General features: G+C 41.2%; 15 protein-coding genes. 6 read left to right on the forward strand and 9 right to left on the reverse strand.

The window, feature by feature from the left end; all coding sequences use genetic code 11:
• Positions 1-177: 177 nt before the first annotated feature.
• Complete coding sequence (gene sbcC / locus H6G79_RS24540) at positions 178-3,204, reverse strand: exonuclease subunit SbcC (protein WP_190594692.1); 3,027 nt, start codon at positions 3,202-3,204, stop codon at positions 178-180.
• A gap of 596 nt (positions 3,205-3,800) precedes the next feature.
• Positions 3,801-4,448: a class I SAM-dependent methyltransferase gene (locus H6G79_RS24545; RefSeq protein WP_190594691.1), complete on the reverse strand. Its 648-nt coding sequence runs from the start codon at positions 4,446-4,448 to the stop codon at positions 3,801-3,803.
• Between the two features lie 495 nt (positions 4,449-4,943).
• On the opposite strand from H6G79_RS24545, the gene H6G79_RS24550 reads away from it, so the two are divergent.
• Together H6G79_RS24550 and H6G79_RS24555 are read left to right on the forward strand one after the other, a co-directional pair.
• Entirely contained in the window at positions 4,944-5,651 is a 708-nt protein-coding gene (locus H6G79_RS24550; RefSeq protein WP_190594690.1) for a conjugal transfer protein TrbI, read from the forward strand.
• A gap of 295 nt (positions 5,652-5,946) precedes the next feature.
• Positions 5,947-7,188 carry an S-layer homology domain-containing protein gene (locus H6G79_RS24555; RefSeq protein ID WP_190594689.1) on the forward strand — a complete coding sequence of 414 codons (1,242 nt, stop codon included), beginning with the start codon at positions 5,947-5,949 and terminating at the stop codon, positions 7,186-7,188.
• A gap of 240 nt (positions 7,189-7,428) precedes the next feature.
• Here the strand turns inward: H6G79_RS24555 and H6G79_RS24560 are convergent, their stop codons facing one another.
• The gene (locus tag H6G79_RS24560) at positions 7,429-8,772 is read right to left on the reverse strand and encodes an ATP-binding protein (RefSeq protein ID WP_190594688.1); all 1,344 of its coding nucleotides are present in this window, start codon (positions 8,770-8,772) and stop codon (positions 7,429-7,431) included.
• A 70-nt stretch (positions 8,773-8,842) separates the two neighbouring features.
• The gene (locus H6G79_RS37450; RefSeq protein ID WP_277877320.1) at positions 8,843-8,974 is read right to left on the reverse strand and encodes a hypothetical protein; all 132 of its coding nucleotides are present in this window, start codon (positions 8,972-8,974) and stop codon (positions 8,843-8,845) included.
• Positions 8,975-9,257: 283 nt separating this feature from the next.
• On the opposite strand from H6G79_RS37450, the gene H6G79_RS24565 reads away from it, so the two are divergent.
• Positions 9,258-9,575 (forward strand): DUF3155 domain-containing protein, encoded by a 318-nt coding sequence (locus tag H6G79_RS24565; RefSeq protein ID WP_062294629.1) that lies wholly within the window; start codon positions 9,258-9,260, stop codon positions 9,573-9,575.
• Between the two features lie 401 nt (positions 9,576-9,976).
• Here H6G79_RS24565 and H6G79_RS24570 read toward each other — a convergent pair whose 3' ends face one another.
• A complete protein-coding gene (locus tag H6G79_RS24570) occupies positions 9,977-10,510 on the reverse strand; it encodes a cofactor assembly of complex C subunit B (RefSeq protein ID WP_190594687.1) in 534 nt (177 codons plus the stop codon).
• Positions 10,511-10,562: 52 nt separating this feature from the next.
• Complete coding sequence (locus tag H6G79_RS24575; protein WP_062298395.1) at positions 10,563-10,910, reverse strand: PadR family transcriptional regulator; 348 nt, start codon at positions 10,908-10,910, stop codon at positions 10,563-10,565.
• Between the two features lie 617 nt (positions 10,911-11,527).
• Between H6G79_RS24575 and H6G79_RS24580 the strand changes: the two genes are divergently transcribed.
• Both H6G79_RS24580 and H6G79_RS24585 read left to right on the forward strand, forming a co-directional pair.
• A complete protein-coding gene (locus tag H6G79_RS24580; RefSeq protein ID WP_190594686.1) occupies positions 11,528-12,088 on the forward strand; it encodes a DUF3611 family protein in 561 nt (186 codons plus the stop codon).
• Positions 12,089-12,263: 175 nt separating this feature from the next.
• Complete coding sequence (locus H6G79_RS24585; RefSeq protein ID WP_190594685.1) at positions 12,264-12,611, forward strand: hypothetical protein; 348 nt, start codon at positions 12,264-12,266, stop codon at positions 12,609-12,611.
• Between the two features lie 98 nt (positions 12,612-12,709).
• Here the strand turns inward: H6G79_RS24585 and H6G79_RS24590 are convergent, their stop codons facing one another.
• The 3 genes from H6G79_RS24590 to H6G79_RS24600 all read right to left on the reverse strand — a co-directional run bounded on the left by H6G79_RS24590 (position 12,710) and on the right by H6G79_RS24600 (position 14,070).
• Positions 12,710-13,246: a hypothetical protein gene (locus H6G79_RS24590; protein ID WP_190594684.1), complete on the reverse strand. Its 537-nt coding sequence runs from the start codon at positions 13,244-13,246 to the stop codon at positions 12,710-12,712.
• A gap of 12 nt (positions 13,247-13,258) precedes the next feature.
• The gene (locus H6G79_RS24595; protein ID WP_190594683.1) at positions 13,259-13,609 is read right to left on the reverse strand and encodes a YtxH domain-containing protein; all 351 of its coding nucleotides are present in this window, start codon (positions 13,607-13,609) and stop codon (positions 13,259-13,261) included.
• A 95-nt stretch (positions 13,610-13,704) separates the two neighbouring features.
• A complete protein-coding gene (locus tag H6G79_RS24600; protein ID WP_190594682.1) occupies positions 13,705-14,070 on the reverse strand; it encodes a hypothetical protein in 366 nt (121 codons plus the stop codon).
• A gap of 90 nt (positions 14,071-14,160) precedes the next feature.
• Here H6G79_RS24600 and H6G79_RS24605 point away from each other — a divergent pair, with 90 nt between their 5' ends.
• Positions 14,161-14,754, forward strand: a complete 594-nt coding sequence (locus H6G79_RS24605; protein ID WP_190594694.1) for a Uma2 family endonuclease — start codon at positions 14,161-14,163, stop codon at positions 14,752-14,754.
• Positions 14,755-14,756: the final 2 nt, after the last annotated feature.

Here is a 14,756-nt window from a genome sequence, read left to right on the forward strand (position 1 = left end):
TATAAACATAAAGAACCGTGGGACGCATGGTCTTAAAGCTCAATTAATGTCTTCCTAGAAGAGTCATTGAGAAGCCCACACTCACCCGAAGGGGAGTGTGTGGAGTACGTCACGCTTAATCCAGTTGTGTACATCTAACTTAGAACCGCAAGAAAAACGGGAAATTGCGTGTCTCTACTAAACCGACAACCTTACCTGTGAACCTTGTTGAGTCTTATGCACTTCAATTCTGGCTTGAAAGGCTTCTTTGAGGTGGGGCATGTGGGTGACTGTCAGTATACAGGCGAAATCAGAGGCGATCGCATTTATGGCGGCAATCAGGCGATCGCATCCCTCGGCATCTTGTGTACCAAAGCCTTCATCTATAATTAATAATTGCAACGCCGCCCCCGCCCTTTGTGCTAATAATTTCGCCATTGCTAACCGAATCGCAAAGTTAATTCTAAAGGCTTCCCCACCAGAGTAAGTCTCATAAGCGCGGGTTCCTTTGGCATCGGCAATTAAAATATCTAAGGTATCAATTAACTTGGCATTTTTCTTGGTAGATTTGCCGCTACGTCCAGCTTTTTGCGTAACAAACTGCACATGCAACTGATTGGCACTCAACCGCGCCAATAACTGATTTGTCTCAGCTTCTAGTTGGGGTAGTACGTTTTCAATCATCAATGCTTGGATACCATTTTTACCAAATGCCAAAGCTAACTCGTGGTAAACACGGTACTGTTTTTTACAAGCTTGCAGTTGTTGTTGTTGTTCTTCATACTGCACTTGCAAGGTTTCTAATTGATGGGCGAGTTGTTCTAAACGCCCTAATTTGGCAATTTGTTCATCAAGTTGTCGGCGGCGGATAGCTAATTGCTGTTCTAAAGCTTGAATTTGCTCAATCGGGTTGGCAGACTGGGCTAGTTGTTGGACAATTTCATCAATTTGGCTGGCGAGTTGTTGTCGTTCGTTCAACCGAGTAGTTTTCGCCGCTTCTAGTTCTTGTAATCTCCCTTGCAATTGGGGATATTGCTGTTGGGCTGAGAGTAATTGTTGATAGCGTAATTGCCAACCTTGGCTTTGGCGGACGGCTTGACGTAAGTTATTATGCTGCTCTGCACTATAACCAATTTCTGTAATTTGACGCTCTAGGGCGGCAATTTGTTGGGCGCACTCAGAATCAATTTGTTCTTGCTGGATTCTGGTTTGCAATTGGGCGATAGTTGCTTGTAATTCTGGTTTGCGGGCGGCTAGTTGAGTTTGGCGTTTGAGTGCGTCTTTAATTTGACCTTGTTTAATTTCTGCCCAGCGCCATCTTTCAACTTCACTCCGCGCTAGGGCGTGGTCTTGCTCATTGTAATTTAATTGTTGCAGATATTCGTCTAATTTTCTCAGTTCTTGCTGTTTATCTTGGGCATAATCACCCACTTGGAGCGATCGCTCTAAATGTTGTCTTTCCTGCGCCAGTTGTTCTAACTGTTCTTCTGCATCGCTGGTTGATTCTAGTTGGGCGGCTAATTGTCCGCGTTGTTCTCGCAAAGAATCATAAGGGGACAATTTTTGGGAAATTGCCCGGTATTCTTGCCGCAAAGCCTGAATTTCTCTGTCTGTACAAGCTAATTGCTCACGGAATACCCACAGTTGTTCCTCTGTTTCCTTGTACTCTGATTTAGTTTTATCAGCAACCCGATTCCAATGATGCTCATCTAACGGACGTTCACACAATGGGCAAATTGCATCAGGGTTGCGAAGCATTTGTAATTTTTGGTCTAATTCGCCTAATAACCTCTCATATTCTCGTTGTTGTCCTTGCAAGCGTTCAATAAAGTGCCTTCTTTCTTGACCTTTTTCTTGAACCCGTTGCAAATAAACTCGCTCTTTCTCCATCTGTTCAATTTGCATCGCCACCGCCATCACCGCTTGTTGTAGTTCCGGGTAGCGTTGGGAGGCGCGTTGTAGTTGATTTTCTGTGGCTTGGATTTGTTCTAATCTGGCGACTAAACTAGCTTGGATTCTATCTAAATAAGTTTGCAAACTTTGACGCTGTTGCAATAAAGGCGAAACCTGCATCTGTAATTCATCCAACTGCGTCACCCGACGACGGGCGGCGTTGAGTTGTCCTAATGCGGCTTCGACTTCGCCTGATTTACTGAGGGTGTGCTGAATTTCCTGTTCTTGCTGTGCTAACGCTTCCAATTGTGCTTGGACTTGTTGGAGTTGTCTTTCAATTTCGTGAATTTGCTTAGTTAATTGCTGCTGCTTTTGTTGACGTAATGTTGTGGCGCGGGTGTGTTGTTCAAATTTAGCTGCAAAAGCTTCTTCTTGAGATTGGAGACTTTGATAATGGGCGTAACCGTTTTTAATGTCTGCTTCTTGATTTAAGATTGCGGCTAACTCCGCCAGTTGGGTTTTAACAGATGATTGTTCTTGGTGGAGGCGATCGCAATCTTGAGTTAAATTTTGATATTGTTGCCTTACAAAGCTCAGTTGTTGTTCCCAATTTTGTCGCTGGTGCTGGACAACCTGCAAGCTTTGTAATTGAATATTCTCAAAAGCTTGTACTTGTTGTAGTTGATTAAGTTCGGCTTCTAATTCTACCCGTTGCGCTTCTGTAAGTTCTCGTTGTTGCAGTTGAATTTTAATCGCTTCCAAAGAACGCTCTAATTCTTCCACCCTGGCTTTATATTGTCGGGAAGATTCTTTCGCCCGTTCTTCCAAATCATCATACTGGGTGAGTTTTAACAACTCTGCCAAAATTTCCTTACGTTCTGTCGGGCGCTTCAACATAAATTCATCCGCACGACCTTGACGCAAGTAAGCAGAATTAATAAAAGTATCGTAATCGAGTTTGATATGTTCTAAAATCAAGTCCTGTGTTGCCCGTACTCCTTTACCAGTCAACGGACGAAAACCAGCAGGCGTTTCGATTTGAAATTCTAAAACACTGGTTGCACCTCTAATTCTGGTGCGAATGACGCGATAAAGTTGCTGGTTAATGTGAAACGTGAAATCAACGCGGACTTCTTTAGCCCCGGCGTGAATCACGTCATCTTCAACAGCAGCACGACTTTCACCCCAAATTGCCCATGTAATCGCCTCAAGCAAAGACGATTTACCCGCACCATTAGAACCAGAAATACAAGCCGTATGCAAACCACGAAAATCTAAAGTAGCATCACGGTAACTAAGGAAGTTTTTGAGGATAAGTTGTACTGGAATCATTGAGGCAATAGCGCCACATCTAGGTTTTCATCAACAAGCAGTACAGATGCACTCTAGATAGTTTAGCTAGGTGGATATCAGTATTCTAGTCCTTAAGTCCGTAATTTTACGAAAATTAACAATATGATGAGCAAGTTTTTCCCTTCTGGCAAATTAGGCGTTGCTGATTTCATGTATGAAAATCAATTTGTTTTCTGATAAAACCCTTGTAGGGACGTTTCATGAAACGTCTCTACATTTAAATTCATACCTCGATTCAGCAACGCCACAAATTATTTTGTTAATAAAGAGATGTAAGCTTGAGAGACAATTTATTTTTACTGTAGAGACTTTGTATACAAAGTCTCTACTATAGCAATCCTAAATCATTTGTGAAATCTCTTTCTTTTCCTCTTTCTCTTTCTTTGTGTCCTACCCTTCGGGAAGCCGCTATCGCGTCTATGCGCCCTTTGCGGTTCGTTAAAAAGAATACTTTTTCACAACTCAGATAGAATTGCTATATAGCAATCCTGAATGATATACAAACATCTCTCTACCTTATCTACCTTGTCTCTTTTGTTCATTTCTCAATTAGGGCTGCTATATATTTATTGAACCTAACCCTTCAAATTTCGCAGCAGTAATTGACAACCACATAAAAACGGGTTGGGATTTTCGATACGCTCATCTTGCAGTACCTCAATCGGCAACTTGCTGTGATAAATTAACTCATCGTAATCCATCAACGCATTCCACTTAATCTTGCCTGTGGGAAAACCTAATTCTAAAGCGGCATCATAGATTAATTCCTGCCATTTCTCAATCTCTGGATCTCGTGATTTACAATAATCGAGAATTGCGATTAATGCACCGGATTTTGTAACACGTAAAATTTCACTCAAAGCGCGTACAGGATCAGCGACAACACACAGTGTAAAACCCGATGCAGCAGCATCAAAGCTATTATCGGCAAAATCCAGATTTAGCAAATCAGCGACTTTAAAAGAGATATCTGCGGCGACAGTTTTTTTGCTGGCTTCATTCATCATTTTCTCAGATAAATCTACACCCACAACGCTTACACCTTGGGGATAAGCTGGAAGATTTAATCCTGTGCCAACAGCAGCATCCAGTACAGTTTGTCCTGGTTGAAGTTGTAGGGAATCAATCAGTGGTTGACGCTCAATGTGCCAGTAGCGCAGCATAATCTGTTCATAATCTACTGCACCGTGATTGTAGGCATCAATTATTTTGACTACTTGCATAAACTTACCATTAATGTCTAAGTAAATGCCTTGTTGTAACTATGTTATGCAACACTTTGACAAGATATATTTGTCAAATTTTGTATATTATATGATGGTGTAAATACTTTTATTTTTAGATATATAGGAATCCGATTTGATTTCTGAATCTATTTGTGTAGGCAGGGAGTAGGGAATGGGGAGTAGGGAGTAGGAAAGCAGCCTGATCTGAGTGTACTGATTTTTTTCCCAAATCAAATATGAGTCCTATAAAATGTAAAACAAAATGATGATGGAACAAATTTAGTAAGTTTGCGTCAATTAAAAGTATCAAAATCTTGGGTGAGCAACATATTTTAAAAGTGTAAAATTTGGTGGAACCACAGCAAATACTCCTCGTCATTCAATCAGTCTTACCTACGGAATATGCCGAGAGATAGTTCCACGATGAGTCAGAAACAATCTCAGTAACACCTCGTCATTACACAGGTCACACACATAAACGTAAATTTTGTTATGACACACCTTTATCGGCTGAAATCTGGAACTGCTGCATTCATGGCAATAGCCTTAACTACAGCAGGTGCGATCGCTCCCATGATTGCATTAGCTCCCGCCCAAGCGCAATATAATCTTGGGCAATCACGCTCAACTACAATTCCTGCTAATGTAACTTTGCCTGTAACTTACGAAAAAGAAAAAATCGTGATCACCCCAGGCGAAAGTATGTCCATCAAGCTGAGAATAGCTAACGACATCATCGATAGAAATAGAAATGTCTTAATTCCTGCTAGAACTGAAGTGGTTGGTAGATTAGAACCTGTCGATTTATACGGCAGAAGTTCCTCCAACAACAGAAATAGTGATAATAGCAAGGGTGTGAGATTTGTTGCTTCCGAACTCGTCTTTCCTTCTGGTCGCAGATTACCAATTAATGCGAATTCTCGCACAATTACCGAAACAGAAAGAATCAGCAAAGGTGCTAATACTGGACAAATTTTAACCGATGCAGCTATTGGTGCAGGTGCGGCCACTGTTATTTCATTGTTAACTGGTAACAGAAGGATAGAAGTGTTAGAACCTGTGGCTGGTGGTGCGGTTGGCGCTGCTGCGAGTGTGCTATTGCGGAAAAACCAAGCTGATGTGTTTGTTCTCAGACCTGAAGAAGATTTGGACATCACACTGACCAGCAATTTAGTTATTTCTCGAAATAATACCTATTAACTAAAATTCCATCGTGAATTTAATCATGCTATCAGCGATCGCCTGTGTCAACGTCTGGGCGATCGCTTCATTTTTATCGATAAAAATATCGGAGATAAATAACCATTAACTCCTAATATGTCATCTGGAATAAGTAATGAATCAGACACATAAATACTATGACTTATTACCTATTTATTTCAGCAACTTAAATCTAAAAATATTCCCCAAAAATATCAAATAATAGAAACTTTTTATATCCAAAATGGTCTAAGTAATTAACAGAAACAAAATAAATGTAAAGAGGCATAAATTAATGTTTACTTTAAATCGTTGGCAATCTAAAACTGCTGCAATCATGGCTTTGACCATTACTGCTGGCGCTGTCGCACCTTTTATAACTGCTACACCTTCTTTAGCTCAAACTACTTTTACAGATGTTTCTTCTAATTATTGGGCAGCACAATTTATCCAAGAATTGTCACAACGGGGTGTAATTGCAGGTTTTCCTGATGGTAGTTTCCGCCCAGAAGAAGCAGTCACCCGCGCTCAATTTGCTGCGATGGTAAATAAGGCTTTTGCAAAAGCACCACAACGACAAGGAATCAACTTTGTAGATGTACCCAGCAATTTCTGGGCATCTAGCGCCATTCAGCAAGCTTATACCATTGGTTTCCTATCGGGATATCCTGGAAATCGTTTTGAGCCAAATCAAGCGATTCCTCGTCAACAGGTGTTAGTTTCCCTGGCTAATGGTTTGCAATATAACCCTAGTGGTAATGTGGAAAGCACTCTGCAATACTTCAATGATGCTTCAGGAATTGCGAGTTATGCCCGTAGTCCGATTGCGGCGGCGACAGAACAGCAAATTGTGGTCAACTATCCTAATGTTAAATTCCTCAGCCCAAATGCCACTGCAACACGCGCCCAAGTAGCAGCTTTTATTTACCAAGCCTTGGTGAGTTCTAATCAAGCTTCGGCAATTAACTCACCTTACATAGTTGCGTCTCAACCCACAACACCTACACCCGTCTCAATTACAATTCCCCAAGGAACTGTTATCCCTGTGAAGTATGACCAAGCGAAAAAAATCTTGGTAACTAAAGATGAGACTGCACCTTTAACACTGACTGTTGACCAAAACGTAGTTACCCAAGATGGTACTGTGGTAATTCCGGCTGGTAGTCAAGTTGTTGGTCAACTCAAACCAGCCAAAGGCGGTTCGCAATTCGTAGGACAAAAACTAGTGTTAACCACAGGTCAGGAGTATCAAATTGCTGCTACTTCTGATGTGATTACCAAAACCGAAACAGTCAACAAAGGTACTAGTACAAGAGCCATTATTACCAATACAGTCTTAGGTGCGGCGGCGGCGGCGGCGGTATCTGCGGTGACAGGCGATCGCGCGATCGCAACCGAAGAAGTTCTCGGTGGTGGGGCGATCGGTGGTTTAATTGGCTTGTTCTTCGGTCGCAACAGTGTTGATTTAATCGCCATTAACCCCAACACAGATTTAGAAATGACCATTAATCAAAATCTGTTGGTGTCAGTGAGATAGTGTGAAAGGCGCTAGGGGCTAGTACAACAAGGCAAAAGTAAAAAGTCAAAAGGAAAAAGAAAGAATACTCATAATACAAGCCTTTTAGCAATTTCTTATAGTCACTGAGCGTACTTGTACTGAGCGCAGCCGAAGTAGCCGAAGTGTGGTCTGTTGATTTCCGCCAACCTGTACTAGGAGCTAGTGTAGAGTTTAGTCAAAGTTATGAAGGAGAAAATTTCCCATTTCATACTTCATACTTCACATTTCATACTTCATTTGACTAATTGGCAACCAAATAATAAATGTAGTTCCTGGTGCATCGGATGATGCGATCGCGGTTGTAATTGCGGGGCTGAAAACTTCAATTTCACCTTGCATTTGCTCGATTAATTGTTTTGCGATCGCTAGTCCCAAGCCTGTACCGGGAATTTCTGTTTGGGCTTGTACACCCCGGTAATGTCTTTCACCCAAATGTGCTATGTCTTCTTGGGGGATTCCTGGCCCAGTATCACTAATAGCAACACCCAAAAAGCTATCTCTTGTTTGACCTACTTGGATGAAAATTTTGCCGCCTTTGGGTGTGTATTTCAAAGCATTATCAATAATGTTATTCAATACCTCTTGTAAGGCTTTAAGATTAACACGCACCAAAGGTAAGCTTTTCGGAATATCAGTTTTGATTTTCAGGTGTCGTTCTTGAGCGATCGCTTTGGCTGATAGTAATAATGGTGCTAATAAATCAGCTAAAGAGCAATCCGTTGCTTGTTCGCCTGTACCTGGCAATAATAAAATCGGTTTAGGTTCTGCTTGGACAGTTGCTTCTACAAACACTTCATTTTCTGGTAATGCCCTTGGTGCTACATCCAATTCTGACCAGTCAATAACTTGCTCAAATTGTTGCAATAATTCTTTGAGGCGATCGCTTTCTCGGACAATACTCGCCCCGACTTCTCGGTTTGGGTCGCCTGGGCGCAGTCTTTTAAATAGCAATTTGCCAAAAGTCCGCAATGCTGTCAAGGGATTGCGAAATTGGTGCAGCAAGTTATCTAATAAATCTCGTTGCTGTTCTTGCAGCACTTGTTGTTGATGTAGCTGCTGTTGCAACCAAGCGCGACGCTGATCTAAAACACAAGCGATCGCCAAAGTTTGAACTATCTTTTGAATTGTATTTTGCTCTTGTTGATTCCAAGCCCGGTCTTCTCTGCATGTTACCAGTAATCCCATCATCACACCTTCATGAACTAAAGGCATAACAATCTGGTGTCCACTCAGCAAATACTCTTGTTGGAAATTAGGTTGTTCTGTATCAGTCGGAGATTCTGTAGCTGCGGTTAGTAACCTTTTTTGCTGTTGCGGTAGTAGCAAAATATTACTAATTTGCAACTGTTTGCGTGCTTTTACTTCCGTATTTTCTTCTTCAGGTGGTAATCCTGCGGTTTCTGGATAAACAACCACAGGAATAAGTTTCGCCTCAGTTGTTGGCGCTTCTACCAATTCTTGTGTTAAATACACCACACTTAAAGAAGCTCCCAAACCTTGGGCTAACAATGTTATTTGTTCTCGGCATAAAGCCACAAAATCTGAACTAGCAGACATTAACATTTTTCATTTCTTGCTCAGGATCACAGGCTTTGAAGGAATTTTCGACAACAAAGAACTCAGAACTCAGGAGTCAGAATACAGAATCTACACTGAGTGTAACTGACAGATGAATGACAGTTACACTCCACATAAATCTAAGATTTGCTGGTTTACCCTTCAGGAAGGCTACATCTAGAATTAGTGGCAGGTCTGGTTCACTCATAATTAATTCTGACTCCTGAATACTGGCTCCTGAATTTTTCTTCAAGAATCTGCTTGATTCTAACTCTCTTTTTATCAAGCTTAACGAAAGCTTCTAAAATAATGGTACAAATAAAGAAATTGTGTACTTTACTAGTTGTGTGATTTATTTGCCTTCAGAAAAATTATTTTTATTGTATTAAAAGTTTATAAACTCTTGATTTTTTGAACTAGAACTTTTATAATTACGACGGATTTTGTAGCTATCACTACAATCTAATAGCTTGAAAGAGGAGGAAAATAGGTTGGCAAGGAGACGGAAACGGAAGAGTCGTCGTCGCCAGGAAGGACGGCGGATTTTAGAGCATGTGCCTCAATATAGCATCGAAAGCGGCGAAGAAAAACCTGTGACAGCAGCACGGAAATTCATTCAGGCTGAAGGGATCTTGCCACCAGCTCTGCTACTCGTAAAGCGCAATGAACACACAACAGACCGATATTTCTGGGCAGAAAAAGGTCTGTTTGGAGCTCAATACGTCGAAGAAAACCATTTCTTGTTTCCCAGCCTACGGACGTTAGAAGCTCCGGCTGGTTCAGAACCTGTGGCAGTAGCTGCACGTTGAACTTGAATTGGTACTTTTACGTTGTTGAATGTGTTCTGAATATTCATTTAACTGGCAAAGTTGCTCAGTTTATGCAAAATTTTCAATTTTTTTTAAATTTGGGCCTGATTTGCCAGTAGAGGGTAGTCCAGGCAGTTGGACAAACAACTTGATTCAAGCCAATTTGGTTTGTATGAGTTGAATCATCAACTAATACACATCAGGGAGTGAGAAAGAGTGATTAAGAGCATCTAAAAGCAACAGTAGAGTTGTACTTTGCTTTGGAAGGCTACGTTACAAGATACATTTTTCTCTCAAACGTTTCGTTACAGAGAAAACTTACATCCCACAAATCCTCTTTCCTACTCCCTATTGTTTATTTCTTCTTTGTGAATCACTAGAAACAGCTTAAAAAACAAAATTTAATCACTCAGCTTTAAGTTGAGTGCCTTCTGTAACTCAATCAGTTCATCTCGATGGGCAGTTACAGTAATCTTACCCGGAGAGTTGGGTTCATCTTGATTAGCTTTTTGCAGATGAAGTAAGACTTTCTCGGTTCTTCCTGCTTTTTTCCAATAAAATAGACCGCTCAAAGGTGCTAACAGAATTATTCCCAGAAAAAAACTGCTTATGTTGGGCAGAAGCAGTGACAAAACAAAAGATAAACAAATTAAACCTACAGTTGCAAGTAGGGTTAAAAAAATTGCTAAAAATAAGCTGGGTTGGACAAAACCCTCAAATGTGACTTGATTTTGATCTCGGTCTACCTCTGCCACTCGGTAAGACCGGGAACGGAAATAATCCTGTAATTGAGGCATTAATACAGCTTCGTCCTGCTCAGATATTAGTTGAGCCGTTTCTGTGCGGTCTTTGGTAGCAGCACGAATAAAGAAAAACAACCCAACTAATAACAACAAGGTGAGCAGAAACGTAGATGGCAGAATAGCAGTATCCATAACTGATTGTTAGTGTTTAACGGGAGGAGATTTATTCATTATTAATTATTAGTTAATTTGTCCTCCCGTTGATGTACTCTTGCCAAAGACGTGTTAAATCCTGCGCTTGAACTTGCCATTCTGGAGAAACTTGGTACATCCGCCTCGGTCGTCCTCGTCCTTCGAGTTTCTTCCAATACCCATTAATTGCCCTTTCGTCTTCCAGAAATTTGATCGCACTATAAAGCACGGTATCTGAAAGCCGATAGGTTGGATACTCAGTTTCTAAACGTTGAATTAACTCGGTGCCGTAGGATTCACCTTGCAGTAAGACAGACAGTATGTAACAAATTGCTAGTTCCTGACAGAGGTAAGTTGGCGGAGGATTTTCAAAGAATTGATATATATCCTCAAGTTTCATGGTTGGTGAATGGCTAAAAAAATGCCCTAGTGTGGGGTTTATCATCCTTGTGTTCCGTATGTAGTACTAATAAAAGTAAGCATTCATACAGAGACACTAGGCAGGATTGTCAAAGCGTCAACGTAAAAAAAGTAAAACAAATATGCCCCACGCAGATAAAGTCATGGGATACAAGCGAAACTCTAAGGAGTGTAAGATATACCCTCCTATTTAAGCTCTAGGCAGTGTGGTGAGGAGCAAGAAAGACAGAGGCATAGCCACTGTAATTGGTGTCAAATGATGCCGAGCCGATTAGAACTGCATAAGCATAAAATGCCATCGAAGAAATTTTACAAGTAAAATGCGATTTTGTCTGTAAATTTTCTTTCATGACAAAGTTCTACTTGAGCTACTCATAGGTCATCTGGTAAGTGTGATAGTAATAAGACTTACGCACTAAGATGATCTGTGAAGAATGGGTGAAGGAGCTTCGCCGTGAGCGCCAGCCGAACGGTGTAAGGGTTTTGAATACATACACCCTGATACCCGTACACCCCAGACTCGCCCAAACCCTTGATTTTTGGTCTCACTGCGTAAGTCCTAAGCAAATCTAGCAAGTGCTAAGTATATTAATTAGTATGTCGCAAAATTCCGATGCCCTGCGAGCGATCGCTCAAACATTCCGTCTCATAGGTTGGATTAGTTTTTGGATTCAGCTAGTGCTAGGGGTAGTTTCCAGCATCATTGTGTTATTGTTTGCTATTTTCTCCCAAAGAGCCGGTAGCCCTAGTAATAATCCAGGGACTGGATTTGGAGTATTTCTGGCTGTCTGTGGGTTAATTGTGTTGGGTGCGGGTATTTATATTGCTTTTCGCTACACCAGAATTGGCAGACAACTAGAATCTTCAAATCCCAGTAATCGCCCACGCAAAATCGAAACTGTACAAGTATTACGCTTAGGCTTGTGGATAAATTTGATTGGGACTTTGGTAACACTTTTAGGAGCGCAGGCGATCGTTGGGACTTTGGTAGCTAGATCAATCTCTCCCCAAGCCATCACTACACAATTTTTTGATCCAACGCGGATTATTAGTGGTTTGGATATGTTGGTAGTTCAGGCAAACACTAACACCGTTTCTGCCCACTTTGCTGGATTAGTGGCATCGCTTTGGCTGATCAACCGCATCAACCGCCCATAACCTGATTTTCTTGGCTGATTTAAAATTTTCCTGTCAGTAAGCAAAAGTTTACGTTTAACTTTTCCGAAACCAACTTACACAAGCTTGTAACTTAGCATATAGTTGTAAAAAAACTTACTACTCATAAGTAGTATTAAAGCTTACTTGAGGATGAAATTTATCTTTTGAGGATATTATGACAAATTCATTTGACCCCAGGAGAAATCAACCAAGACAAAATTTTGATCAGAGTGCTTGGAGATTTGGTGTACAAGTTGCTTTTAGTGCTGTGGTGTTGGGACTGTGTATTTTTCAATTGGTGTCAAAACCAAGTAATGATCAGAATACAGCACTCTACTGGGGTGGGGTGACTAGCGTTTTAGCATACTGGCTACCTTCCCCTGGGCAGAATAGGGATGATAAAGAGCAGATGACAATTAATACTAGAACATTTACAGCTACTGACAGTAACGGCCAAGTTGGTAACGATACCATTTTGGCTCAAACCAATTCCACAACTATAACTACAGACTCTAAAAATTGATATAGCAGATTACAGGTTACAGGTGAGAGGTTATAGGTTACAGTTTTATTGATCAGTTTTTGGGATTTAAATTCATACTAAATCCTGTTGATCTCAACTTAAGAAAGATAGTTGTCATCTTCAGCATTATTATCCCAATTAGAAACATTATTAGAACGATAGGCTTCGGTTTTGGTGCGGCGATTTTCCTGGCGTAAGGCTTCTCGTTCTCGTAATGTTAGCTGTGGTTTTTCGGTAATTGGTAAACGTTCTACTGTGCGCTTAGAGGATTTCTGACGCACAAAGGTCTTCCACGCAGTTTTTATCCCAACTGCAAAGCTACGAGTCCCAACTTGAAGATTTTGGGCTTGTTTTTTTGCACCATCAATGCTTTGATCAACTTGTTGAACGACTTGACTAGCACTTTTGACACCTTCACTGACATCATTAGTTAAGTCAGTGATTTCGATACCAGTGGTGCGGATAGAATTTAAAGTAGGTGGTAACTCCCGCGATAGGGTATCAAACAACTTTTCGGCACTGCGGGCGGCGCGGGCTACTTCTAGCAATGCGGGTATGGCCGCCACTAAAACAGCAGTTAAGCTGGCGGCGACTAAGAGTAGGGACAGTCCCAACCAAAATAGGGGGTCAATCACGGCTTATGCTATCTATGAGCGTTCCAAAGGCTGGGGAATTGAATCTGAGTCTTCTTCGGTTGTTTGCCGATGCAAAACTTGACTTTCGCGCTGACTAGCATCAATGCCAGCTGCGATCGCTTCTTTGAGTCTATCCAAAGTTTCATCCCAGTTACGTAATGCGTTAGCAGACAGACGATCTGCCTGAATTTGTACACTTGTTGATAAATCTTCCGCTAATTCTGGGATGGCATCAGCAGACTTTTTCAAAAGTTTACGAGTTTCGCGTCCTGTGCGCGGAGCAATTAGCAAACCGGTTAAAGCACCGATGGTTGCTCCTAGCATCATACCGCCAATAAAGACTCCAGAACGGTTATTAGACATCTGAGTTGTTTCTCTCCTTACACTTATTTTAGGTGGCTTGTTTCCTCTTGTATAACCAGAATGTTTTGATTGAGTTAATTTATCTTGACAATTGATCAACGAGAAAGGTTGCTGTTGTTTATTCTGGTTTTGGGAACTGTCTTTGTTCTCCCGAAAGAATGAGATTGACGAATATAGCGTTTACTTAGTCGCTGTCCTAACAATAGCAGACTCACAATTTGCCGTACTTGCTGAAGTTGCAATTGTAGAGATTGATTTCCCAGTCTGAGGTTGCGGATATTTTGCTGACTAATATCCAGATTTTGGGGTGCTTGGGACAGGAGATTCTGGCTACATTGCTCATAGGCGGTTAACCTATCAGTTATCCATGCGATTCTTCCCTTAATTTGCCAGATTTGCCAAGCTACGTAGAACAGCAATAGGGAAATGAGAGTATTAATGATGACTACTACTGTAACCATTGTTTACATACGTAAGAATTTGATTGATGTTTGGGTCTGGTAGAAGTTGCGATCGCAGATAATAAAATTAATCTGATGGGCAAAATACCGATGGAACCTCTCACCCTCAACATACCACCAGCAGTAGGTTTGACAGACGAGCAGTTTTATCAAATATGTCTAGCCAATGATGAATGGCGTATCGAACTCACTGCCGAAGGAGAATTAATTATTATGCCACCAACTGGCGGCGAAAGTGGTATTAGAAATTCAGGATTGACAGCTAAACTTTACATTTGGAATGAACAAGCAAAGCTGGGAAAAGTGTTTGACTCTTCTACAGAGTTTCGCTTACCAAATGGTGCGTATCGTTCGCCGGATGTTTCTTGGGTGAAGCAAGAACGCTGGGATGCACTGACACTTGAACAAAAACGCCGCTTTCCACCCATTTGCCCTGATTTTGTGATTGAACTGCGTTTTCAAACTGATTCTCTCAAAAAATTGCGGGATAAGATGCTGGAGTATCGAGATAATGGTGCGCGTTTAGGTTGGTTGATTGATCCGTTCACACCTTTAGTAGAAATTTATCGCCCTGGTATTGCAGTGGAAGTGATTAATTTTGCTTTTGAACAACCACCTACATTGTCTGGTGAAGATGTCTTACCTGGGTTTGTTTTAGATGTACGTCTCATCTTAAACCCTTAAAT

Source organism: Anabaena sp. FACHB-83, from assembly GCF_014697485.1.
Lineage (GTDB): Bacteria > Cyanobacteriota > Cyanobacteriia > Cyanobacteriales > Nostocaceae > Nostoc_B.

Coding starts and splice junctions, on each gene's coding strand:
- H6G79_RS24550 (WP_190594690.1), top strand. CDS start 4,944: ATGACACACCTTTATCGGCTGAAATCTGGAACTGCTGCATTCATGGCA.
- sbcC (WP_190594692.1), bottom strand. CDS start 3,204: ATGATTCCAGTACAACTTATCCTCAAAAACTTCCTTAGTTACCGTGAT.
- H6G79_RS24575 (WP_062298395.1), bottom strand. CDS start 10,910: ATGAAACTTGAGGATATATATCAATTCTTTGAAAATCCTCCGCCAACT.
- H6G79_RS24580 (WP_190594686.1), top strand. CDS start 11,528: ATGTCGCAAAATTCCGATGCCCTGCGAGCGATCGCTCAAACATTCCGT.
- H6G79_RS24560 (WP_190594688.1), bottom strand. CDS start 8,772: ATGTTAATGTCTGCTAGTTCAGATTTTGTGGCTTTATGCCGAGAACAA.
- H6G79_RS24595 (WP_190594683.1), bottom strand. CDS start 13,609: ATGTCTAATAACCGTTCTGGAGTCTTTATTGGCGGTATGATGCTAGGA.
- H6G79_RS37450 (WP_277877320.1), bottom strand. CDS start 8,974: ATGAGTGAACCAGACCTGCCACTAATTCTAGATGTAGCCTTCCTGAAG.
- H6G79_RS24600 (WP_190594682.1), bottom strand. CDS start 14,070: ATGGTTACAGTAGTAGTCATCATTAATACTCTCATTTCCCTATTGCTG.
- H6G79_RS24545 (WP_190594691.1), bottom strand. CDS start 4,448: ATGCAAGTAGTCAAAATAATTGATGCCTACAATCACGGTGCAGTAGAT.
- H6G79_RS24585 (WP_190594685.1), top strand. CDS start 12,264: ATGACAAATTCATTTGACCCCAGGAGAAATCAACCAAGACAAAATTTT.
- H6G79_RS24555 (WP_190594689.1), top strand. CDS start 5,947: ATGTTTACTTTAAATCGTTGGCAATCTAAAACTGCTGCAATCATGGCT.
- H6G79_RS24570 (WP_190594687.1), bottom strand. CDS start 10,510: ATGGATACTGCTATTCTGCCATCTACGTTTCTGCTCACCTTGTTGTTA.
- H6G79_RS24605 (WP_190594694.1), top strand. CDS start 14,161: ATGGAACCTCTCACCCTCAACATACCACCAGCAGTAGGTTTGACAGAC.